The sequence below is a fragment of the Stenotrophomonas sp. PD6 genome (genome assembly GCF_049199305.1).
GTDB lineage: Bacteria > Pseudomonadota > Gammaproteobacteria > Xanthomonadales > Xanthomonadaceae > Stenotrophomonas.
This window is the reverse complement of record NZ_JBLZQD010000019.1, coordinates 328-22,053: the sequence shown is the minus strand read 5'-3', so window position 1 is coordinate 22,053 and position 21,726 is coordinate 328. Positions and strand designations below refer to the sequence as shown.

Annotated in this window: 22 protein-coding genes; 14 read left to right on the top strand and 8 right to left on the bottom strand. The window is 68.1% G+C overall.

Annotation, left to right across the window (positions count from 1 at the left end):
- Positions 1 to 18 precede the first annotated feature (18 nt).
- Positions 19 to 570: a putative Fe-S cluster assembly protein SufT gene (sufT, locus tag ACOZHM_RS18935; RefSeq protein WP_421570851.1), complete on the bottom strand. Its 552-nt coding sequence runs from the start codon at positions 568 to 570 to the stop codon at positions 19 to 21.
- Between the two features lie 118 nt (positions 571 to 688).
- On the opposite strand from sufT, the gene ACOZHM_RS18930 reads away from it, so the two are divergent.
- Positions 689 to 1,108 (top strand): hypothetical protein, encoded by a 420-nt coding sequence (locus tag ACOZHM_RS18930; RefSeq protein WP_421570850.1) that lies wholly within the window; start codon positions 689 to 691, stop codon positions 1,106 to 1,108.
- Between the two features lie 134 nt (positions 1,109 to 1,242).
- Here the strand turns inward: ACOZHM_RS18930 and ACOZHM_RS18925 are convergent, their stop codons facing one another.
- A complete protein-coding gene (locus ACOZHM_RS18925) occupies positions 1,243 to 2,697 on the bottom strand; it encodes an NAD(P)(+) transhydrogenase (Re/Si-specific) subunit beta (protein WP_421570849.1) in 1,455 nt (484 codons plus the stop codon).
- Positions 2,694 to 3,002 carry an NAD(P) transhydrogenase subunit alpha gene (locus tag ACOZHM_RS18920; RefSeq protein WP_421570848.1) on the bottom strand — a complete coding sequence of 103 codons (309 nt, stop codon included), beginning with the start codon at positions 3,000 to 3,002 and terminating at the stop codon, positions 2,694 to 2,696. The genes ACOZHM_RS18925 and ACOZHM_RS18920 overlap by 4 nt, the downstream gene beginning before the upstream one ends.
- A gap of 79 nt (positions 3,003 to 3,081) precedes the next feature.
- On the opposite strand from ACOZHM_RS18920, the gene ACOZHM_RS18915 reads away from it, so the two are divergent.
- Genes ACOZHM_RS18915 through ACOZHM_RS18905 form a run of 3 tightly spaced genes read left to right on the top strand, consistent with a single transcriptional unit; the run spans position 3,082 to position 4,447 of the window.
- Entirely contained in the window at positions 3,082 to 3,696 is a 615-nt protein-coding gene (locus tag ACOZHM_RS18915) for an RNA polymerase sigma factor (protein ID WP_421570847.1), read from the top strand.
- Positions 3,693 to 4,022: a hypothetical protein gene (locus tag ACOZHM_RS18910; protein WP_421570846.1), complete on the top strand. Its 330-nt coding sequence runs from the start codon at positions 3,693 to 3,695 to the stop codon at positions 4,020 to 4,022. The genes ACOZHM_RS18915 and ACOZHM_RS18910 overlap by 4 nt, the downstream gene beginning before the upstream one ends.
- 2 nt (positions 4,023 to 4,024) lie before the next feature.
- Entirely contained in the window at positions 4,025 to 4,447 is a 423-nt protein-coding gene (locus ACOZHM_RS18905) for a DUF3106 domain-containing protein (protein WP_421570845.1), read from the top strand.
- A 108-nt stretch (positions 4,448 to 4,555) separates the two neighbouring features.
- On the opposite strand, the gene ACOZHM_RS18900 is transcribed toward ACOZHM_RS18905, so the two are convergent.
- Complete coding sequence (locus ACOZHM_RS18900; protein WP_421570844.1) at positions 4,556 to 5,638, bottom strand: NAD(P) transhydrogenase subunit alpha; 1,083 nt, start codon at positions 5,636 to 5,638, stop codon at positions 4,556 to 4,558.
- A 782-nt stretch (positions 5,639 to 6,420) separates the two neighbouring features.
- A complete protein-coding gene (locus tag ACOZHM_RS18895; RefSeq protein ID WP_421570843.1) occupies positions 6,421 to 8,730 on the bottom strand; it encodes a DUF1631 domain-containing protein in 2,310 nt (769 codons plus the stop codon).
- Positions 8,731 to 9,061: 331 nt separating this feature from the next.
- Here ACOZHM_RS18895 and ACOZHM_RS18890 point away from each other — a divergent pair, with 331 nt between their 5' ends.
- From ACOZHM_RS18890 to ACOZHM_RS18875, 4 genes are read left to right on the top strand one after another with little or no spacing between them, the layout of a single operon-like run.
- Complete coding sequence (locus ACOZHM_RS18890; RefSeq protein WP_421570841.1) at positions 9,062 to 9,637, top strand: nitroreductase family protein; 576 nt, start codon at positions 9,062 to 9,064, stop codon at positions 9,635 to 9,637.
- 1 nt (position 9,638) lies between these two features.
- A complete protein-coding gene (locus ACOZHM_RS18885; protein WP_421570840.1) occupies positions 9,639 to 10,562 on the top strand; it encodes a 5'-3' exonuclease in 924 nt (307 codons plus the stop codon).
- On the top strand, positions 10,559 to 11,110 hold the full coding sequence (locus ACOZHM_RS18880; protein WP_421570839.1) for an NUDIX hydrolase: 552 nt from the start codon (positions 10,559 to 10,561) through the stop codon (positions 11,108 to 11,110). The genes ACOZHM_RS18885 and ACOZHM_RS18880 overlap by 4 nt, the downstream gene beginning before the upstream one ends.
- The gene (locus ACOZHM_RS18875) at positions 11,103 to 11,900 is read left to right on the top strand and encodes an N-formylglutamate amidohydrolase (RefSeq protein WP_421570838.1); all 798 of its coding nucleotides are present in this window, start codon (positions 11,103 to 11,105) and stop codon (positions 11,898 to 11,900) included. Before ACOZHM_RS18880 ends, ACOZHM_RS18875 begins: the two co-directional genes overlap by 8 nt.
- Here ACOZHM_RS18875 and ACOZHM_RS18870 read toward each other — a convergent pair.
- Positions 11,897 to 13,324 (bottom strand): MFS transporter, encoded by a 1,428-nt coding sequence (locus ACOZHM_RS18870; RefSeq protein WP_421570837.1) that lies wholly within the window; start codon positions 13,322 to 13,324, stop codon positions 11,897 to 11,899. The genes ACOZHM_RS18875 and ACOZHM_RS18870 overlap by 4 nt on opposite strands.
- A 107-nt stretch (positions 13,325 to 13,431) precedes the next feature.
- Here ACOZHM_RS18870 and ACOZHM_RS18865 point away from each other — a divergent pair, with 107 nt between their 5' ends.
- On the top strand, positions 13,432 to 14,316 hold the full coding sequence (locus tag ACOZHM_RS18865) for a LysR family transcriptional regulator (protein WP_421570836.1): 885 nt from the start codon (positions 13,432 to 13,434) through the stop codon (positions 14,314 to 14,316).
- A gap of 11 nt (positions 14,317 to 14,327) precedes the next feature.
- Here the strand turns inward: ACOZHM_RS18865 and pip are convergent, their stop codons facing one another.
- Both pip and prmC read right to left on the bottom strand, forming a co-directional pair.
- The gene (pip, locus tag ACOZHM_RS18860) at positions 14,328 to 15,272 is read right to left on the bottom strand and encodes a prolyl aminopeptidase (protein ID WP_421570834.1); all 945 of its coding nucleotides are present in this window, start codon (positions 15,270 to 15,272) and stop codon (positions 14,328 to 14,330) included.
- Positions 15,273 to 15,328: 56 nt separating this feature from the next.
- On the bottom strand, positions 15,329 to 16,186 hold the full coding sequence (gene prmC, locus ACOZHM_RS18855; RefSeq protein ID WP_421570833.1) for a peptide chain release factor N(5)-glutamine methyltransferase: 858 nt from the start codon (positions 16,184 to 16,186) through the stop codon (positions 15,329 to 15,331).
- Between the two features lie 341 nt (positions 16,187 to 16,527).
- Here prmC and ahpC point away from each other — a divergent pair, with 341 nt between their 5' ends.
- The 5 genes from ahpC to ACOZHM_RS18830 all read left to right on the top strand — a co-directional run bounded on the left by ahpC (position 16,528) and on the right by ACOZHM_RS18830 (position 21,452).
- Positions 16,528 to 17,091 (top strand): alkyl hydroperoxide reductase subunit C, encoded by a 564-nt coding sequence (ahpC, locus tag ACOZHM_RS18850; RefSeq protein ID WP_068849365.1) that lies wholly within the window; start codon positions 16,528 to 16,530, stop codon positions 17,089 to 17,091.
- Between the two features lie 151 nt (positions 17,092 to 17,242).
- On the top strand, positions 17,243 to 18,835 hold the full coding sequence (gene ahpF, locus ACOZHM_RS18845; protein WP_421570831.1) for an alkyl hydroperoxide reductase subunit F: 1,593 nt from the start codon (positions 17,243 to 17,245) through the stop codon (positions 18,833 to 18,835).
- 91 nt (positions 18,836 to 18,926) lie between these two features.
- Positions 18,927 to 19,883 carry a DNA-binding transcriptional regulator OxyR gene (gene oxyR / locus ACOZHM_RS18840; protein WP_421570830.1) on the top strand — a complete coding sequence of 319 codons (957 nt, stop codon included), beginning with the start codon at positions 18,927 to 18,929 and terminating at the stop codon, positions 19,881 to 19,883.
- 138 nt (positions 19,884 to 20,021) lie between these two features.
- Positions 20,022 to 20,438, top strand: coding sequence for a nucleoside diphosphate kinase regulator (gene rnk / locus ACOZHM_RS18835; protein ID WP_421570829.1), 417 nt, complete (start codon positions 20,022 to 20,024; stop codon positions 20,436 to 20,438).
- Positions 20,439 to 20,489: 51 nt separating this feature from the next.
- The gene (locus tag ACOZHM_RS18830; RefSeq protein WP_421570828.1) at positions 20,490 to 21,452 is read left to right on the top strand and encodes a transaldolase; all 963 of its coding nucleotides are present in this window, start codon (positions 20,490 to 20,492) and stop codon (positions 21,450 to 21,452) included.
- Positions 21,453 to 21,726: the final 274 nt, after the last annotated feature.

The window sequence follows — 21,726 nt, the reverse complement described above, 5'->3', positions numbered from 1 at the left end:
ACGCCTGCGGCGGATCAATTACAGCATGCCGGTTTCGAGGCGGGCCGCCTCGGACATCATGTGCTGGTTCCACGGCGGGTCGAAGACCAGCTCGACATCGGCCTCGGCCACCGTCGGGATCATCTCCAGCTTGCTGCGCACGTCGTCCACCAGGATATCGCCCATGCCGCAGCCCGGCGCGGTGAGGGTCATCTTGACGTCCACCTCGCGCTGACCGTTGTCCAGGTGCTTGAGCTCCACTTCATAGACCAGGCCCAGGTCGACGATGTTGAACGGAATTTCCGGGTCGAAGCAGGTCCGCAGCTGCTGCCACACCAGCTTTTCGACCTCCTCGTCGGAGGCGTCGGCGGGCAGTTCCAACTCGGGGACCGGGTCCTTGCCGATGGCGTCACCGTTCTTGCCGGCAATGCGGAACAGATTGCCTTCGACAAACACGGTATAGCTGCCACCCAGGGCCTGGGTGATATAGCCATAGCTGCCGGCCGGCAGGGTGACGGTTTCGCCCTGCGGGACCATGACGGCCTCGCAGTCGCGTTCGAAGTGGACGGGTTCGCTGCTACGGGAGTACATGTGGATCGATATGGGGGTCGCGGCCAATTCCCGCAAGGCGGCCATTTTAGCCCAGCGGCCGCCCACGCGCCGGTCACCCCGCAAGCCGGTATCCTGTGGCGACTCAAAGGAAGAATGCATGTCGCCCACGTCTGCGCCCGCCAGGTCGGTCCACTGGCTCTGGCCCCCGCTGTTGTTGATCGGAGTCGTCACGGCCACGCTGGCCTGGTTGTTCATCGCGCTGCTGAGCGGCCGCCAGTCAGGCTGGATGGCCGTCCTGGTGGCCTTGGAACTGGGGTTCATGCTGCGCCTGGGCAGCCTGCGCGCCGGCCCGCTGCGGGTCGGGATCACCCTGGCCGGCACCCTGCTGGTGGCGCTGGCGGCCAACTGGGGCATCGCCTCGGCCTACCTGGGCGGCTCGCTGGGGCTGGATCCGTGGAATTCTGCGTTGCGGATGGGCCCGTTCATGGCCTTCACGCTGCTGCAGCTGGCCAACGGGGCTGCGGAGCTGCTGTGGTTGGGTGTGGCGCTCGTCGTCGGCTGGTGGGTCGCGCGATAACGCCAACGCATTCTGCGCTGGCGCTCCCACGGTTCGCTGCGCAAACCGCGGGCCCCGCGCATCACCATTCCCCCAAACCCCCGCCGCTTCGCGGCCGCCCCCTGACTCAGGGGGCTACTCCCGCACACATGCCGTCAATGTCCGCCGTCGAGGGCCTTCAGCTCGCTGACCAGCGCACTGGCCGCTCCCGCCCCATCGCCGTAGAGCATGCGCGCGTTGTCGGCGTAGAACAGGGCATTCTCGATGCCCGCAAAGCCGGTGCCCTTGCCGCGCTTGATCACCACCACATTGCGCGCATTGACCACGTCCAGGATCGGCATGCCGTAGATCGGGCTGGCCGGGTCGGTGCGCGCCACGGGATTGACCACGTCGTTGGCGCCGATCACCAGCACCACGTCGGTGGTGGGGAATTCCGGGTTGATGTCGTCCATGTCGGCGATGAGGTCATACGGCACCCCCGCCTCGGCCAGCAGTACGTTCATGTGCCCGGGCATGCGCCCGGCGACCGGGTGGATGGCGAACTTGAGCTTGATCCCGCGCTCGATCAGCCGCTGCGCCAGTTCCCACACCTTGTGCTGGGCCTGGGCCACCGCCATGCCGTAGCCGGGCACGATGACCACGCGTTCGGCGAACGCCAGCATGGCGGCCACGTCGCTGGCCTCGATCGGCTTCTGCGCGCCGGTGATTTCCTGCGCCGTGCCGCCCCCGCCGAAGTTGGAGAACAGCACGCCGCTGATCGGCCGGTTCATCGCCTTGGCCATCAGGCGGGTCAGCAGGATGCCGGCGGCACCCACCATCATGCCGGCGATGATCAGCGCCTCGTTGCCCAGCACATAGCCCTCGAAGGCGACGGCCAGGCCGGTGAAGGCGTTGTACAGCGAGATGACCACCGGCATGTCCGCGCCGCCGATCGGCAGCGTCATGAGCACGCCCAGCGCCAGCGCGACCACGAAGAAGCTGACGATCGCCACCGGGCTCAGGCTTACCCCGGCCCAGATCCCCAGGCCGACCATGGCCACCGCCACCAGCAGGTTGAACGCCTGCTGGCCGGGGAAGGTCACCCGCCGGTCCAGCCGCCCGTCCAGTTTCGCCCAGGCAATGATCGAACCGGACAGCGACACCGCGCCGATCGCCGAGCCCACGATGGCCAGCACCAGCACCGTGGCCGACGGCTGGCGCGCGGCCAGCTCGGCAATGGCCTGTTCACTCCAGTGGGTGGTATCGCGGTTGGCCAGGAACGAGAACCGCAGCAGTTCCACCGCGCCGATCGCCGCCGCCGAACCACCGCCCATGCCGTTGTACAGCGCCACCATCTGCGGCATGTCGGTGATCGCCACGCGCTTGGCCGACCACCACGCCACGCCGGTGCCAATGGCCACCGCCGCCAGGATCAGCGGCACGTTGTGCAGCTCGGGCAGGAAGAAGGTCGCCACGGTGGCGATCAGCATGCCCAGCCCGGCCCAGCGGATACCGCTGCGCGCGGTCATCGGCGAGGCCATGCGCTGCAGGCCCAGCAGGAACAGGGTGGCCGCGACCAGGTAGCTCACCTGCACCAGCCACTGCAGCAGTTGCGCGGTGGTGACGTTCAAGGCGCCTTCTCCCCGTCACCGCGCTTCTGGCTGGGCTTGAACATGTCGAGCATGCGCTCGGTCACCACGTAGCCGCCGGCCGCATTGCCCGCGCCGAGCACCACGGCGATGAAGCCGATGATCTTCTCCAGCGGCGTCTGCGCGTGGCCCAGCACCACCATGGCACCGATCAGCACGATGCCGTGGATGAAGTTGGACCCCGACATCAGGGGGGTATGCAGGATCACCGGCACCCGCGAAATGATCACGTGGCCCGCGATCGCGGCCAGCATGAAGATGTACAACGCCACGAACCCGTCGCTCATTGCAGTCCCTCTTCCAGGCGGTCATCCCGTCCCCTGCATCATAACCATGCGCTGAACCGTTCTGCAGGCCGGTCAACCGATGCCGCGCTGGCGCGTTGTCACCGTATCCCCCCTGCGCGAGCGCTACCCTGTGCTGGTGAGCTCCTCCCTGCCGACGATGCCTGCCGACACCGACGCCACGCTGCCGGTCTCGCTGGACGTGTTCCTGGCCGGCATCGGCCCGCGCGCGTTCCGCTTCGCCGAGGCCGGCCTGCGCCAGCGCGACGATGCGCTGGACGCGGTGCAGGACGCGATGCTGCGCATGCTGGCCTACCGCGACAAGCCCGCCGCCGAGTGGTCGCCGCTGTTCTGGAGCATCCTGCGCCGCCGGGTGGTGGACCTGCAGCGTCGCCGCGGCTTCCGCCTGCGCTTCTGGCGCAGCAGCGACGATGCGGGCGGCGAGCACGACATCGACTGGGCCGACCCCGGCCCGGACCCGGCCCAGGCGCACGAGCAGCGCGACCAGTACGCGCAGCTGGTGAAGGCGCTGCGCGAGTTGCCCGCGCGCCAGCGCGAGGCCTTCACCCTGCGCGTGCTGCAGCAGCTGGATGGCGCCACCACCGCCGCCGCGATGGGCTGCAGCGAAGGCGCCGTCAAAACCCATCTTTCGCGCGCCCGGCAGGCGCTGCAGCAGCACCTGGAGATCGAACTGTGAGCCGCCCGCTTCCCCCGTTGACGAACGATGCCGCCCTGCAGCAGCTGCACGCGCAGGCGGTGTCCCAGCTATCTCCTGCCACGCTGGCGCGGCTGCGCGCTGCGCGCCATGCCGCCCCGCAGCGTAGCCGTGTGCACGGCTGGTGGCTGGCCACAGCCTGTTCGGCGGTGGTCGCGCTGGGGCTGGGCTACAGCTTCACCGTCCATCCGCCCGTGACACCGCCGGTGCAGGTCGCGGCCAGCGCGGGCGATGACAACAGCGATATGCTCGACGAGAATCCCGATATGTACGTGTGGCTGGGCACGACCGACCTGGCAATGGAGTGATCATGAAACCGCGACTGACCCTGGCATTGCTGCTGATGACGCTGAGCGTGACGAGCTGGGCGCAGAGCTCGGCGCTGCCGGAGTGGGACAAGCTCACGCCGCAGCAGCGCGAGGTGCTGATCGCGCCGGTGCGCGACCGCTGGAACGACGCGCCGCCGCCGCAGCGCGAGCGCATGCTGCAGCACGGCCAACGCTGGCAGAGCATGACACCGGAGCAGCGCGAGCTGGCCCGGCGCGGCCGCCACCGTTTCGAGAACATGAGCCCGGAGCAGCGCGAGCAGGCCCGCGCGCTGTTCGCGCAGATGCGCAGCATGAGCCCGGCGCAACGCGATGAACTGCGCGAGCGATGGGCGAAGATGAGCCCCGAGCAGCGGCAGGAGTGGTTGAAGGCCAACCCGGCGAAGGATCTGCCACCCAAGCGGTAGAGCCACGCCGCGCCCCATGACAGGCGGGCGCCGGTTCGATGAACGCATCGCCATGCGCGCGGAACTTACCGCCAACACGGGATGTGATTCACGCGTGGCTTCGCGATATCAGTTCGCAATCCATCGGGTTTTGGCCAGCAACTCATCCTCCCAATCGAACGCCACCGCGCCCTCTTTCAGGAACAGCGCGACGAAGTTGTACAGGTTGCGCGCATACATCTCGCTGGCATGCACCGCGCCCTGGCTGGCCAGGTTGAGCGGACCGTCGACGGTCACGCCGCCGACGTCGACGGTCTCACCCGGCCGCGTGGCCTCGCAGTTGCCGCCGGTTTCGGCAGCCAGGTCGACGATGACGCTGCCCGGGCGCATGCCCTGCACCATCGCGCTGCTGACGATCTTGGGCGCCGGACGGCCGGGAACCGCAGCAGTACAGATCACCACATCCACCAACCGCAGATGCTCGCCCAAGCGGCGCTGCTGCTCGGCGCGCTCTTCGTCGGTCAACGGCCGCGCATAGCCGCCCTCGCCCACAGCGCTCACGCCCAGATCCAGGAATTTGCCGCCCAGCGATTCGATCTGCTCGCGCGTTTCGGGGCGCACATCAAACCCTTCCACCTGCGCCCCCAAACGGCGCGCTGTGGCGATGGCCTGCAACCCGGCGACACCAGCGCCGACTACCAGTACCCGCGACGGGCGGATGGTACCGGCGGCGGTAGTCAACATCGGGAAGAAGCGCGGCGCCAGCTGCGCGGCGATCAAGGTGGCCTTATAGCCGGCCATGCCGGCCTGCGAACTGAGCACGTCCATCGACTGCGCGCGCGTGGTACGCGGCAGCCGCTCCAGCGGAAATGCCTGCAGCCCGCGCGACTGGATCATCCCCGCGCGTTCGGCATCGGCCTGCGGATGCAGCATGCCCACCAGGGCGGCGCCGGATTTGAGCTGGCCCAGCCGCGCGGTTTCCGGCGACTGCACGCACAGCACGATATCGGCCTGGCCAAGCCGGGTCTCATCGGCCAGCTGCGCACCGACATCCAGGTAGGCCTGGTCGACGAAGCCCGCGCCGGTACCCGCGCCGGGTTCGATCCACACCGTGGCCCCCAACCCGATGAATTTGCGCGCCGTCTCCGGCGTCAGCGCCACGCGCCGTTCGCCCTGCGCGTGTTCCTTGACCCCCAACACCTCGACAGCCATGCATGTCCCCGAGCAGCGGTAAGTGGGGTGATCGTAACCCGATTGATCGGCTGCGGAGCCCTTCCTCAAGAAGCACTGCGTGAAATCCGGCATGGCGAGAGTGCCGGGCTCTGCCCGGCAGCCTCATGCATTTGGGCGAACAGCCTGTAGCTCAGTGTCACCTGGGATTGGCGGGACGGTGCGGGTTTGCGGGGGACGCTGCAAGTACGTCCATGTAAGCTCAGTCGCCGCTTGCACGTGTGCGCTGTCCTGCGCACACGGCAAGACCGGGGTTGGGCTCCTGCCCAACCCGTCGGGCGCATGCGCCCGACCCATGCGGCTCATGGCCCTGCAAACCCACCCCGACCCGCCTTTGACAGAGGGTCGGTGGCCAACGAAGATCAAAAGCCGGGGCCGATCATTTTCATGCGCAACCGGCGCGGAAGGTGCAACGGCAGTCGTTTGGGAACCGCCCCTACCGCGCCGACGACGCCAGTTGATCCGCGTAGGGACACGCCATGCGTGTCTGCTCTTTCTTACCGCACGCGACCTTCTGTCGGGGGCGGCCGACGGGTAGCCCCCGGAGGGACGCTAGAAAACATGGATGTTTTCTAGCAGCCCCCATGGGTGAAGGCGCACTGCTTGCGAGGCATGCCTCGCGTGCGACTGAACGCACAACCGCTTGCGGTTGGGCCGGGGCCCGGAGGGCGGTTCACGGCGTGTCCCGGAGCGGGGCTGCCCGACGGCCGCCCCAGCACGTAACACCTGAAACGCTGCCGTTGACGTTGACGTTGAACGCAACCTCAGTGAACCGTAGCGCCCTTGGTGTCCAGCCGGTCGATCACGCCCTGCATGGCGCTGTCGAACGCGCCGTCGTCGATGTGCGCGCGCAGGCGGCCCAGGCGGACCATGACCGCCAGTTCTTCCGGCGATGCCACGCAGAAGCGCACGCCGCGGCGGTTCACGAACAGCAGGCGCTGGGAAATCGGGCTTACCCAGGACAGCTTGCCGGCCTGGACCTTGCCGTCCTTGTCGACGAAATCGAGCCAGCTGCCGATCTCCAGGCCGCGGAAGCGGTCGGCGTCGGCATTGTCGAAGTCGCTGACGTCGACCTTACCGCCCAGCTCCACCCCGCCGCTTTCCGGCGCCGGCGGCGCAGGCAGCACCACCTGCGGCAGCTCGGGCAGCGCGCGTTCCAGTTCCGGGCGCGATTCGGCGATCGACTGCAGTGTGTCGTGCAGCGTGTCGATGGCGGCAGTCGCCGCGTCGGCGTGGACGCCGACACTGGCAAACACCTTGCGCAGCGCCGGCTGCCAGGCCTGCAGCCACGGCTTGCCGACGATCTGCCGGCGCGCCTCGGAAATTTCTTCCAGCACCCCGTCGGCGAGCGCGAGCGCCTCGCTGACCGATGGACCGTCGTCGCCTTCGCGCAGCACGGCCAAGGTGAGGTGGTGCTGCCACGGCTGGCGCAGGAACTCGCCCAGGGCCTGCGGCAGCGTGGTGTCGGCAATGCGCCAGTCGAGCTCGGTGGCAGCGCGGGTGCGCGCCATCTCCAGCTTTTCCTGGCCACGCTGGGTTTCGGCCGCGCGCCGCTCGGCAATCTCGATGCGGCGGCGGTGCTGGGTGAGGAAATCGCGGAATTCTTCTTCCAGGGTCAGGAAGATCGCCAGGTTCTCGTTGAACTCGGCCACCAGGCGTTCGATGATTTCTTCGACCTTGCCCATCAGCACGCGCTCGGCCTGGCTCTCGCCCATGTTGCCTTCGCAGGCCTCGGCCAGCGAATTGAGCAGCTTGCGTGCCGGGTGGGTCTTCTGCACGAACATGCGGCGGTCGAGCATGGCGACCTTCACGAACGGCACCACCAGCCGGCCGATCAGCTCACGCGAGCGGCCCTCCAGGTCGCGCTCGTCGAGCATCACATCGAACAGCATGCCGACCAGGTCGATCGCATCCTCGTCCTGCGGGTCCAGGCGCGCCTGCGCCGGATCCACGCCGAGCCGGGTCGCACCCGACAGCACTTCACTCTTCAGGCGCTGGGCCAGCGATTCGCCGTCCTCACCGATCGCCGCGCGCAGGGTCGCGCTTGGCGTGGCCTGCAGCAGCGACAGCACCGACATCATCTCGCGCTGGCTGAGCGGGCGCTGCTGCCCCACCGCCACGCTGGCGGCGGAGGTGGCGTCTTCGCGGACATGCCGGGTCTGCTGCAGCAACTCGTGCAGCGCCTCCAGCAGCATGCCCTGGTTGCCGCTGAGGCCGTCGCCGCCCTCGCTGGCACTGTCGTGCGCGGCCTGCGCGGACTGCATGCGGCCACGGCTGGCGGCCCAGCGGTCGGCGAAGCGACGCGCCCAGGCGGGGGCCGCCGCGTCGTCGGCGTTCTGCGCCTCGGGATCGAGCGCATCGACCAGTTCGTCCAGCTCCTGGCGCGCCGACGGCGGCCGCGGCGCGGGACGGCGCGGTGCCGACATCTGCGGCATCACGCCGGCCGCTGCCAACTGCTCGTCCAGCTTCTCGTAACGCTTGCCGATCGGTGCGTGCAGGTCGCGCTCGCACAGCTTGATCAGCACCAGGCGCACTTCCGGCGCCAGTTCACAGTCTGCGAAGGCCTCATGGATCGCCACGCCGATGTGTTCGGGGCTGATCGGATTGAGGTCGGCATCCAGTTCCACGCCGCCGGCGATCCAACCCAGGCGACGGTCCAGCCGACCCAGCACCGGCTTCCAGTCGCGCAGCAGCACGGTGGCGAAATTGCGTACTGCCAGGCGCGATTCGAGCACGTGCTCGGGCACCAGGCTCAGGCCGCCTTCGACCTGGCCGGCCAGCGTGGCTTCGGCCGACAACGGCTCGCCGCGCTCCAGCGCGTCCCAGGCCCGACCCAGATGGCCGCGGAAGCCACCCACGATGTCGTCGCGACGACGGCGCAGCTCGCGCATGCCGTCCAGGAACAGCAGCTGCGACGCGCCGGCGGTGCCGGCACGGTCGAACAGCACATCATCAAAGCGTGCCAGCACGGTCGCGAACGACTCGACCAGTCCGGGAAGGGCGGCCTCGCGCGCAAGCTTCAACAGCGCCGGGTCGCGACCCGGCTGCCCCGGTACGTTGGGCGTGGCGTTCATGCGGGAAGGCTCCCCACCTTCGCAGGTACAGAATGCAGCATGGATACAACGGGCGCGGGCGTCCCCAAGACACCGGCACTCGGATGGTAGGTCGGCCCGCCGGTCAGGGACAGTGAAACAGTCCGCACTTTGAACCTCACGACCCGGGCACCGGCAGGCCTTGTATCGTAAGGCCAGCGCTTCCGGGAAGCGAGTACAGCGACGTGAAGGATTGCCATTAATTAAGTGAGGTTCATCACGTTTTGTCGCAAATGGGCCAGAGATTGCCCAAGTTCGTGTCACAAACTGCCGCGACTATAATCGAGGGCACTGCGACACCCACTGAGATCCCATGCTCGACTCCCCTGCACTGCACGCTCTGGACGCCCGCCGTTCGGTTCCCGCCCTGCAACTGGGCGCCCCCGGACCCGACCCGGAAACGCTGCTGCGCATGCTGGCCTCGGCGGTGCGCGTGCCCGACCACGGCAAGAAGGTGCCGTTCCGGTTCCTGCGTATCGCCGGCGACGCCCGCCACCGCCTCGGCGCGTTCCTGGCACAGCGCAGCCGCGAGCGCGACCCCACCGCGTCGGACGCGCAGGTGGAGAAGGACCGGCAGCGCTTCTCGCACGCTCCGTTGATCATCACCGTCATCGCCCGGCCCACGCCGAGCCCGAAGGTGCCCGAGCAGGAGCAGCTGATGACCGCCGGCTGCGTCTGCTTTGCCCTGCTGCAGGCCGCCCAGGCGCTGGGCTTCGGGGCACAGTGGCTGACCGCGTGGATGGCGTTCGACCCGGCCGTGCACGCCCACCTGGGCCTGGACGGCGAGGAGCGGATTGCCGGCTTCATCCATATCGGCACGCCGAAGACCGACGTCCCCGAGCGCGAGCGCCCGGATCCGGCGGCGCTGCTGCAGGACTGGGAGGGCTGAGATGCGCCAGCCGCTGTACCTGGTCGATGCCAGCCTGTACGTGTTCCGCGCCTGGCATTCGATGCCGGACGAATTCCAGGACCAGCAGGGCTGGCCGACCAATGCGGTGCACGGGTTCGTCCGCTTCCTGCTCGACCTGCTGGAGCGCGAGCGCCCGCGGCACATCGCGATCGCGTTCGACGAGGCGCTGGACAGCTGCTTCCGGCACACGATCTACGCCGCCTACAAGGCCAACCGCGATCCTGCGCCCGACGCGCTGCGCCGCCAGTTCGCGCATTGCAAGGCGCTGTGCGTGGCGCTGGGCCTGACCGTGCTGGCCCACCACGAATACGAGGCCGACGACCTGATCGGCAGCGCCCTGCACGCGCGCCGCGACGCCGGCATGCGCGGGGTGATCATCTCCGCCGACAAGGATCTTTCCCAGCTGCTGTACGAACACGACGAGCAGTGGGACTACGCGCGCAACCAGCGCTGGGGCATGGCAGGGGTCAAGGCCCGCCACGGCGTGCATGCGCACCAGATCGCCGATTACCTGGCGCTGTGTGGCGATGCGGTCGACAACATTCCCGGCGTGACCGGCGTGGGCGCCAAGTCGGCCGCGGTGCTGCTGGCCCACTTCGGCAGCCTGGACACCTTGTATGAACGCCTGGACGAAGTACCGTTCCTGCGCCTGCGCGGTGCCGCGCAGATGGCCGTGCGCCTGCGCGAACAGCGCGAGCATGCGCTGCTCTGGCGCCAGCTGACCACCATTGCCCTGGATGCGCCGCTGGATGCGGCCCAGGCCGATTTCAGCCGTTCCAGCGCCGATGCACAGATGCTGCAGGGTCTGTGCGATGCGCTGCGCTTCGGCCCGTTGACCCGGCGCCGGTTGTTCACCGCCGCCGGCCTGTCCGACTCCTCTTCCACTGCCAGCGAGTTCGCATGAGTCACAACACGCAGGACCCCAAGGTCGTCTACGAAGGCAAGTACCAGCGCATGGTCGTGCGCGGTACCTGGGAATACAGCGAGCGCACCCATGCCGGTGGCCTGGCGGCGATCATCATCGCCGTGACCCCCGACGACAGCGTGCTGTTCGTCGAGCAGTTCCGCGTGCCGCTGCAGGCCAGCACCATCGAGATGCCGGCCGGACTGGTGGGCGACATCGATGCGGGCGAGTCGATCGAAGACTCGGCAGTGCGTGAGCTGGAAGAGGAAACCGGCTGGACCGCCGCGCACGCCGAGGTGCTGATGATCGGCCCCACCTCGTCCGGCGCCAGCAGCGAGAAGATCGCGTTCGTGCGCGCCACCGGGCTGCGCAAGGTCGGCAATGGCGGCGGCGACGCCAGCGAAGACATCACCGTGCACGAGATTCCCCGTGCCCGCGCGGCGGCGTGGCTGGTCGAGAAGATGGGCCAGGGCTACCAGCTCGACGCCAAGCTGTGGGCGGGGCTGTGGATGATCGAACATCATCTGGACGGCACCCCGCGTGGCTGATTCGCACGCACTTGCGCCCGCCACGGGCACGCTGCTGGGCGGTTCCGATCCTGCTCCGTTCACCGTGCTGCACCCGGGCGGGCGCTCGCCTTACGTACTGATCGCCGATCACGCCGGCCAGCAGGTGCCGGCGGCGTTGGCCGAGCTGGGCCTGCCGCAGGCCGAGCTGGACCGGCATATCGGCTGGGATATCGGGATTGCGGGCGTCACGCGCGCGCTCGCCGGCCTGCTCGATGCATGGGCGATCACCCAGACCTATTCGCGCCTGGTGATCGACTGCAACCGCCCGTTGGCGTCACCGACCCTGATGCCCGAGCGCAGCGACCACACGCTCGTGCCGGGCAATGTTGGGCTGTCGCCCACGCAACGCCAGCAGCGCATCGACGAGATCCATGCGCCGTATCACGCACGCATCGCTGCCGAACTGGATGCCCGCGCGGCGCAGATGCGCCCGACGCTGCTGGTGATGATGCACAGCTTCACCCCGCAGATGAACGGCGCGGCGCGCCCGTGGCATGCGGGCGTGCTGTACCACCAGGACACGCGGCTGGCGCATGCCCTGCTGCAGGCGCTGCGCGATGAAGGAGACCTGGTGGTGGGCGACAACGAACCGTATTCGGTCAGCAGCACCAGCGATTACGCGGTACCGGTGCACGGCGAAGGCCGCGGCCTGCTGCATGTGGAGCTGGAGATCCGCCAGGATCTGATCGCGGACGCGGCGGGGCAGCAGGCGTGGGCGGAACGGTTGGCGCGGGTGTTTGCGCGGTTGGAATCGGTGCCGGCGGGCTAACGACGGGGTAGAGCCGGCGCCAATACAACCCCGCTTTTTTCCGGCCGCAACCACAGGGCCACTCCCACCCCCAGCACCGCGAACAGCACCGCGCCGTATTGTGCGTTCACCAGCCCCTGCAGCGCTTCCGGGCTGGTCCCTGCGGCCCCTGCACCGCGCCCCGCATTGGCCAGCATCACCAGCACCGCCAAGCCCAGCGCGCCGCCGATCTGCTGCGCGGTCGCGGCCATGCCCGAGGCCACGCCCTGCTGGGCGGCAGGCACGCCCTGCCCGGCCACGATCCACATCGCCGTCCACGTCATGCCCTGGCCGATGCTGAGCACCACGATCCCCGGCAGCAGCGCCCAGTAAGTGGCGCCAACGGGCAGCGCCACGGCAACCGCGCCGATGCCGACCGCGCCGGCGCCCATGCCCAGCGCCAGCACCTGCCGCGGCGAACGCCGGCGCAGCATGTGCTCGCTGATGCGGATGCCGAAGGTGCACACCAGCGTCGGCGGCAGGAACGCCAGCCCCGCCTGCAGCGCGCTCCAGCCGTAGCCATCCTGGAAATACAGCGCCAGGAAGTAGTACTGCACGCCGAAGCTGCTCATGAACACCATCGTCAACAGCATCGCCGCCCGCAGGCTGCGCAGGCGCAGCAGCGCGAACTGCATCAACGGGTCGCGGCTGCGCTGTTCAATGGCCACGAACGCGGCCAGCATCACCACGGCGGCCAGCAGGCAGCCCACGGTGCGCGGCGCCCACCAGCCCCACTCGGGCGCCTGCACCAGCGTGGTGACCAGCAGGCTGCCGCCCAACGTCACGGTGAGGCAGCCGGCCAGGTCGAACGAGCGCCCGCGTGGCATCGCCGCATCGCGCGGCAGCCACCAGCCGCCCAACACGGCGCAGGCGCCGGCGAACGGCACGATCACCAGCAGCACCGACGACCAGCCGAAGCTCTGGGTGAGCACGCCGCCCAGCAGCGTGCCCAATGCCAGGCCGCCGGCGCTGGCCATCGACCAGATCGCCAGCGCGCGGTTGCGCGGCGCGCCTTCGGCGTAGAGCGTGTTGATCAGCGACAGGGTGGCCGGAAACAGCAGTGCCGCACCGATGCCCTGCACCGCGCGTGCGGCGATGAGCAGCCAGGCGCTGTTGCTGAAGCCGCCGACCAGCGAGGCCAGCGCGAACAGCGCCATGCCGGTGCGATAGACCCGGCGCCGGCCGAGCAGGTCCGCCGCGCGCCCGCCGAGCAGCAGGCAGCCACCGAAGGCCACGGTATAGGCGCTGACGATCCACTGCAGCTGCTGCGCGTTGATCTGCAGCTGCACGCCCATCTCGTGCAGGGCGACGAAAATGATGGTGGCGTCCAGCGCGATGATCAGCTGGGCCATCGCCAGCAGGGTCAGCGCCAGGCGGGGCGGGAAGGAAGACGGGGAGTGGGTCATGCCGGTCATTGCAGGGGGGAGGCGCGCAGTCTCATTGATGACGCGCAACAAAGAAACCCGGATACTTCGATTTCTGTCATGCATTTTCGCATCAATCGGACACCGCCATGGATCTCAATGCCGTGCGCATGCTGGTGCAGGTCGCCGAGGCACGCAGCTTCACCGCCGCCGCAGGCCAGCTCGGCGTCAGCCAGTCGGGCCTGTCGCGCGCGATCGGTCGGCTGGAGAGCGAGCTGGGCGTGCGCCTGCTCCACCGCACCACGCGCAACGTCAGCCTGACCCCGGACGGCCGCCAGTTCGTCGAGCACTGCACGCCGTTGCTGTGCGGCCTGGAGGACGCCGAGCGCAAGCTGGGCGACCGCCCGTGCACGCCATCAGGGGTGCTGAAACTCACCGCGCCGTCGATGTTCGGGCGCAAGGTGCTGGTGCCACTGGCCGGACAGCTCACGGCCGCGTACCCGCAACTGCAGTTCGAACTGGTGCTCAACGACCGGCTGGTGGACCTGGTGGAGGAAGGTTTCGATGCCGCGCTGCGCACCGGTCCGATCGGTGATGTGCGCATGGTGGCACGGCCGCTGCGGCCACTGCGCTGGGTGACGGTGGCCTCGCCGGCCTACCTCGCCCGGCACGGCGCGCCAGCGACCGTCGATGCCCTGCACGATCACACCTGCCTGGCCGTGCGCAACCTGCGCAGTGGCCGGCTGGTGGATTGGCAGTTCCGCGACGGTGACGGCCTGCGCGACTTCACCGCGCCGGCGCGGATGGTGTTCGACAGTGGCGACCCGCTGGTGGAGGGCGCCCTGGCCGGCATCGGCATCGTGCAGGTGATGGATTTCGCCGTGGCCGACGCGTTGGCCGACGGGCGCCTGCAGCGGGTGCTGGAACCGTTTGAAGGACGCACCCGCGCGTTGTCGCTGGTGTATCCGCCCTCGCGGCAGGCGTCGCCGAAACTGACGGTGCTGGCGGAGGCATTGTCCGCCGGCACCTGGTGACCGCGCGCCCCTTAGCCCGCGAAACGATCCGTCGCGCGTACCAGCGCGTCGATGTTCTCCGCTTCGAACGCGGAATGGCCCGAGGCCGGGCTGATCTCCAGCGTCGATTTCGGCCATGCCTTGTGCAGTTCCCACGCACTCTGCAGCGGGCACACCACGTCGTAGCGGCCGTGCACGATCACACCGGGGATGTCGGCGATACGGTGCGCGTCGCGCAGCAGCTGCTCTTCCACCTCGAAGAAGCCGCCGTTGACGAAGTAGTGGTTCTCGATGCGGGCGAATGCCAGCGCGAACTGCGGGTCCTGGTGGCTGTTGACGAAGTCGTCGTCCACATGCAGGAAGCTGGTTGCGCCTTCCCATACGCTCCACGCCTTGGCCGCCGCCAGCCGGGTCGCTTCGTCGTCGCTGGTGAGGCGGCGATGGAAGGCGGAAATCAGGTCATGCCGCTCCACCGCCGGGATCGGCTTGAGGTAGTGCTCCCACGCATCCGGGAACAGGCGGTTGGCGCCTTCCTGGTAGAACCATTCCAGTTCCCAGCGGCGCAGCATGAAGATGCCGCGCAGCACCAGCTCGGTCACGCGGGTGGGATGGGTCTGCGCGTACGCCAGCGCCAGGGTCGAGCCCCAGCTGCCGCCGAACACCTGCCAGCGCTCCACCTTGAGATGCTCGCGCAGCCGCTCGATGTCGGCCACCAGGTCCCAGGTGGTGTTGTCCACCAGGTCGGCATGCGGCGTGGAACGACCGGCACCGCGCTGGTCGAACAGGATGATGCGGTACTTGGCCGGGTCGTGGAACTGGCGCATCTTGTCGCTGCAGCCGCCGCCCGGCCCGCCATGCAGCATCACCACCGGCTTGCCGTCCGGGTTGCCACACTGTTCGAAGTACAGCGTGTGGCGGTCGTCGACCTTCAGGCTGCCGACGTCGTAGGGGGTGATGGCGGGATACAGCGTGCGCATGTGCGGAACTCCAGAGGGAATGACGGCCGTGGCCGGCGCTCAGCCGGCGTGGACCCTCATTCTAGCGTTGCCGGCCACCGGCCCAGGCTTACCCGGTCGCGCTGTTCCAGATCCACCTCAGTGGCCACTTCCACGAAGCCGCGCTTGTCGAGCAGCGCACGTATCGCCTCGCCCTGGTCCCAGCCATGTTCCAGCAGGAGCCAGCCGCCGGGGAGCAGGTGCACGGGCGCGCCCTCGATGATCTGGCGGATGTCCTCCAGGCCGTCGTGGCCGGAGGCCAGCGCGCTGGCCGGTTCGAAGCGCAGGTCGCCGCGCGCCAGGTGCGGATCGTCGCTGGCGATGTAGGGCGGATTGCTGGCGATCAGGTCGAAGCGCTCGCCGGCCAGCGGCGCGTACCACGAGCCCTGGCGGAAGCCGACGTTGGGCAGTGCGTGGTGGCGGGCATTGGCGCCGGCCACGGCCAGCGCCGCCGCACTCATGTCGGTGGCCAACACCTGCGCCTGCGGACGCTCACTGGCCAGCGCCAGTGCGATGGCGCCGCTGCCGGTGCCCAGGTCGGCCACCCACAGCGGCCGGTCGCCGGGCAGGCGTTCCAGCGCCAGCTCGACCAGCCGCTCGGTCTCGGGCCGGGGGATCAGGGTGGCGGGGCTGACGGCCAGGTCCAGGGTCCAGAACCCCCGTCGACCCAGCAGGTAGGCCACCGGCTCACCGGCGATGCGACGCTGCAGCAGCGCCGCGAAGGCGGCGGCGTCGGCCGGGTCGAGTAGATCGGTGGCGTGGGCGAACAGCCAACTGCGCTCCCGCCCCAGCACGTGCAGCAACAGCAGCTCGGCCTCGTGCCGGCCTTCCGCACCGGGCAGGGCGCGGGCGGCATCGGCAAGCAGCTGGCGGATCTCCTGCGGGGCGGCGGTCATGGCGGGTCTGGGCGGTGGTGGGGGCGCAGTGTAGGCCAATGACGGCATCGGCCGACCGCCGCGACCCGATGTCGCACCCGCCGCCGGGCCTGAAAAGGCTGTTCAGCTTCGCGACCACGCGGATAAGCAACGGCTATCAGGCCCTTCATCGGCGAATTTGGTGAATCCCTTGCGCAGCAAGGGATCTGTCATGAATGACGATCAATGTTCATTCGAGGATCAGCCCATATCGATAGACTGCGCCTATTGTATAGATGCAATCAATGGATTGTCCTTATGGGAAGCGAGCCGCTAACCTGTGTTGGTCGCTTCACCCATCCCCTTCACCACGAGGAATACCGATGTCGCTCATCAACACCCAGATCAAGCCGTTTGAAGCCAACGCGTACCAGAATGGCGAGTTCATCAAGGTCTCCGACAGCACCCTGAAGGGTCAGTGGTCGGTCCTGATCTTCATGCCGGCCGCCTTCACCTTCAACTGCCCGACCGAAATTGAAGATGCTGCCGACCATTACGCCGAGTTCCAGAAGGCCGGTGCCGAGGTGTACATCGTCACCACCGACACCCACTTCTCGCACAAGGTGTGGCACGAAACCTCGCCGGCTGTCGGCAAGGCCCAGTTCCCGCTGGTCGGCGACCCGACCCACCAGCTGACCAACGCCTTCGGCGTGCACATTGCCGAAGAAGGCCTGGCCCTGCGCGGCACCTTCATCATCAACCCGGAAGGCGTGATCAAGACCCTGGAGATCCACTCCAACGAGATCGCCCGTGACGTCTCCGAGACCCTGCGCAAGCTGAAGGCTGCCCAGTTCACCGCCGCCAACCCGAACCAGGTGTGCCCGGCCAAGTGGAAGGAAGGCGAGAAGACCCTGACCCCGTCGCTGGACCTGGTCGGCAAGATCTAAGTCGCACCTCACTCCCCCTCCCGTCCCGACGGGGGTGGGGGTGAACCGAAGCCGGTGCCCCGGCGCCCGCTTCGGTTCACCCCTACGCCGCCCAGATGTACCGTAGTGGTACGTCGACGCCGTTCCTTTGCCTGAATCAAGGAGTTTTTCGATGTTGGATGCCACCCTCCAGTCCCAGCTGAAGACCTACCTGGAACGCGTCACCCGTCCGATCCAGATCACCGCCCATGCGGACGACGGGGCCAAGTCGCAGGAGATGCTGGAACTGCTCGAAACCCTGGTCAGCCTGTCGAACCAGATCACGCTGGACGTGCGCCGCGACGGCGCCGAGCGTACCCCCTCGTTCGCGCTGACCACCCCGGGACAGGACATCCACCTGGCGTTCGCCGGGCTGCCGATGGGCCATGAGTTCACCTCGCTGGTGCTGGCCCTGCTGCAGGTCGGCGGCCACCCGTCCAAGGCCACAGCCGAGGTCATCGAGCAGGTGCAGGCGCTGGAGGGCGACTACACGTTCGAAACCTACTTCTCGCTGTCCTGCCAGAACTGCCCGGACGTGGTCCAGGCGCTGAACCTCGCCGCAGTGCTCAACCCGCGCATCCGCCACGTCGCCATCGACGGCGGCCTGTTCCCGGCCGAGGTCGAGGCGCGCCAGATCATGTCGGTGCCCACCGTGTACCTCAACGGCGAGATCTTCGACCAGGGCCGCATGAGCCTGGAACAGATCGTGGCCAAGCTGGACACGGGTTCGGCCAAGCGCGACGCCGCCAGGATCGCCGCCAAGGCGCCCTATGACGTGCTGGTCATCGGCGGTGGCCCGGCCGGCGCCGCCGCCGCGATCTACGCCGCGCGCAAGGGCATCCGCACCGGTGTGGCCGCAGAGCGTTTCGGTGGCCAGGTGCTGGACACCATGGCGATCGAGAACTTCATTTCGGTCAAGGAAACCGAAGGCCCCAAGCTGGCCACGGCGCTGGAACAGCATGTGCGCGAATACGACGTGGACATCATGAACCTGCAGCGCGCCAGCGCGCTGGTGCCGGCCGGTGACGACGGGCTGGTGGAGATCAAGCTGGAAAACGGCGCGTCGCTGAAGTCGCGTTCGGTGATCCTGTCCACCGGCGCGCGCTGGCGGCAGATGAACGTGCCGGGCGAGGACCAGTACCGCAACAAGGGCGTGGCCTATTGCCCGCACTGCGACGGTCCGTTGTTCAAGGGCAAGCGCGTGGCGGTGATCGGCGGCGGCAACTCCGGGGTCGAAGCCGCCATCGATCTGGCCGGCCTGGTGACGCATGTGACCCTTCTGGAATTTGATGAGAAACTCCGCGCCGATGAAGTGCTGCAGAAGAAGCTGCGCAGCCTCGGTAACGTCACCATCATTACCAGCGCGTTGACCCAGGAAGTGCTGGGCGATGGCCAGAAGGTGACGGGCCTGGTCTACAAGGACCGCGTCGGCGGCGATGCGCACCGCATCGAGCTCGAAGGCATCTTCGTGCAGATCGGCCTGCTGCCCAATACCGAATGGTTGAAGGACTCTGTCGCACTGTCGCCGCGCGGCGAAGTGGTCATTGACGACCGCGGCCAGACCAATGTTCCGGGGGTATTCGCGGCAGGCGATTGCACTACGGTGCCCTACAAGCAGATCATCATCGCGATGGGCGCCGGTTCCACTGCGGCACTGAGCGCTTTTGATCACCTGATACGTACATCCGTTCCCAAGAGCAGTGGCGCTGTCGCCGAAGCTGCCTGAAACGTCGGGTTCCCGGTTCGCCGGGAACCTTTTTGCCTGCTGGGTAAACCACGCCATCACCCGGTCCATTACCGTCTAGAGGTACAAGGAAATGAACCTACGTGATCTGAAATATCTGGTGGCGCTGGCCGACCATCGACACTTTGGTCGGGCGGCTGCCTCCTGTTTCGTCAGCCAACCCACGCTGTCGACCCAGATCCGCAAGCTCGAGGATGAGCTGGGCCTGCCGTTGGTCGAGCGCGCACCGCGCAAGGTCATGCTCACCCCGGCCGGCGTGGAAGCCGCTGCGCGTGCCCGCACCATCGTGGCCGAAGTGGAACAGATGAAAGAGGCGGCGCGGCGCAGCATCGACCCCGAGGCCGGCACCGTGCGGCTGGGTATTTTCCCGACCCTGGGGCCGTACCTGCTCCCGCACGTCATCCCCAACATCCGCGAACGCTTTCCGCAGCTGGAACTGCTGCTGGTCGAGGAGAAAAGCGACGAACTGTTGAACCGGCTGCGCGAAGGCCGGCTCGACGCGGCGCTGCTCGCGCTGCCGCTGGACGATGACCAGCTGCACGCCGAATTCCTGTTCGAGGAGCCCTTCCTGCTCGCCGTTTCCGGCCAGCACCCGCTGGCGCGGCGCCACCATCTGGACGTACAGGAGCTGTCGTCGCAGAAGCTGCTGCTGCTTGAAGACGGGCACTGCCTGCGCGACCAGGCGCTGGCGGTCTGCCGCCTGTTCGGCGCGAACGAGAAGTCCGAGTTCCGCGCCACCAGCCTGGAGACGCTGCGGCAGATGGTCGCAGCCGACGTGGGCATCACCCTGCTGCCGACGCTGTCGGTCAAACCGCCGGTGCCGCGTTCGGAGAACATCCGCCTGCTGGACTTCAGCGGCGACGACCGCCCCAGCCGCCGCATCGCCATGGCATGGCGGCGCAGTTCGGCCATGACCGGCTTCCTGGAACAGCTGGCCCAGCAGTTCAAGCGGCTGCCGCAGGGGCTGTTTACCCTCGATCCGGCCGACCACGCCATGGGCGCCGCCAGCCGGCGCCTTTCGCGGGTCTGAGGCGGTCGCTGAACCGGCTGCAGCGCCCCGCCCTGCGGACGGGTCGCATCCGCCTTCGATAGGCAGCACAATAGAACCAGGCGGCGCCAGAAGGCGCCGCCTTTTGCATGGGTCTTCCATAAACGTAAGGAGCTTTACATGTCCACTTCCAGCGGACTGCCGCCATCCATCGCCCCCATCACGGTGTCCAGCCTCGACATGGATCGCCTTGACGCGATGCTCGAGTCGCCGGCCATCCAGCAGACGCCTGCCGCACAGGCGCTGATCCAGGAACTGAACCGGGCGACCGTGGTGGCGCCGGAAGACATGCCCGAAGGCATCGTCATGATGCATTCGCGCGTGGAGTGCGAAGATGAAGTGCACGGCGACAAGCATGAGCTCACGCTGGTGTTCCCGCGCGAAGCCGACGTCGACCAGGGCAGAGTTTCGATCCTGGCGCCGGTGGGTACCGCGCTGCTGGGCCTGGCCGTTGGCCAGACCATGGACTGGGATGCACCGGGTGGCCGCAAGCTGCGCCTCCGCGTGACCGCTGTCCACAACCCGTCCCCGAATTGATCGACCCTGGCGCGTATCGCGCGGGGTTTCCGTTCTGCTCCAGGAGTCGCAATGAGCACTGCAACGCCGTCCAAACTCACCCAGCTGCGTGACCTCTCCGTGGTCGTTGCCGACACCGGCGACTATGAGGCGATCAAGCGCCTCAAGCCGGTCGACTGCACGACCAATCCGACCCTGGTGAAGAAGGCGTTGGACCTGCCCGTCTACGCGGACCTCATCGAACGCGAGCTTGCCTGGGGCCGTGGCCAGCAGGGCGAGCGCGAGACCATCGTGCACGCGGTGGCCGACCGGCTGACGGTGGGCGTAGGCACGCTGCTGAGCACGCTGGTGCCGGGCCGCGTTTCCACCGAGGTGGATGCCGACCAGGCCCACGACACGGCCGCGACGGTAGCCAAGGCGCGCCAGTTCATTGCCATGTACGAGGCGGCCGGCGTGCCGCGCAGCAAGGTGCTGATCAAGATCGCCGCCACCTGGGAAGGCGTGGAAGCGGCGCGCCAGCTGCAGGCCGAAGGCATCGACTGCAACCTCACCCTGATCTTCAACCCGACCCAGGCGCTGGCCTGCAGCGAGGCGGGCGCCTTCCTGATCTCGCCGTTCGTCGGCCGCATCCTGGACTGGTACGTGGCCAACGGTCAGACGCCGGCCAACATCGATGCCGACCCGGGCGTGGTGTTCGTGCGCGGCGTGTACGCGGAATTCAAGCGCCGCGGTTCGCCTACCGTGGTGATGGGCGCCTCGTTCCGCTCCACCGCACAGATCGAAGCGCTGGCCGGCTGCGACCGCCTCACGATCTCCCCGGACCTGCTCGAAAAGCTGGACGCCGACCACGGCGACCTGCCGCGCAAGCTGGTGGCCGGCGCCGCCGAATCGGTCGCCGTGACCCCCATCGATGCCGCACAGTTCGCCACCGACCTGGCCGCCGACCCGATGGCCGCCGAGAAGCTGGCCGCCGGCATCGACGCCTTTGCGAAAGACCTCGAAGCCCTGCGCCATACGATTCGCGAACGGCTGTAAGCCGCGATCGCTTTAGGATTCAAAAGCGGGACGGATGCAGAGATTGCATCCGCCCCGTTTTTTTTTGATTTCGCGAACAGCTCGCGGGTTGATGCCTGCGCGTGGCTGGGCCGGCGGCGGTGGGGTTCCGGGGCACGCTGCAAGTACGTCCATGTAAGCTCGTTCACGCCATCCATGGCGCTCTACGGCCCCGCAACCCCCCCCCCCCCCCCCCCCCCCGGGGGGGGGGGGGGGGGCGGACCAAGAACAAGGGGGCGGAGCAGAAGGGGGCGCG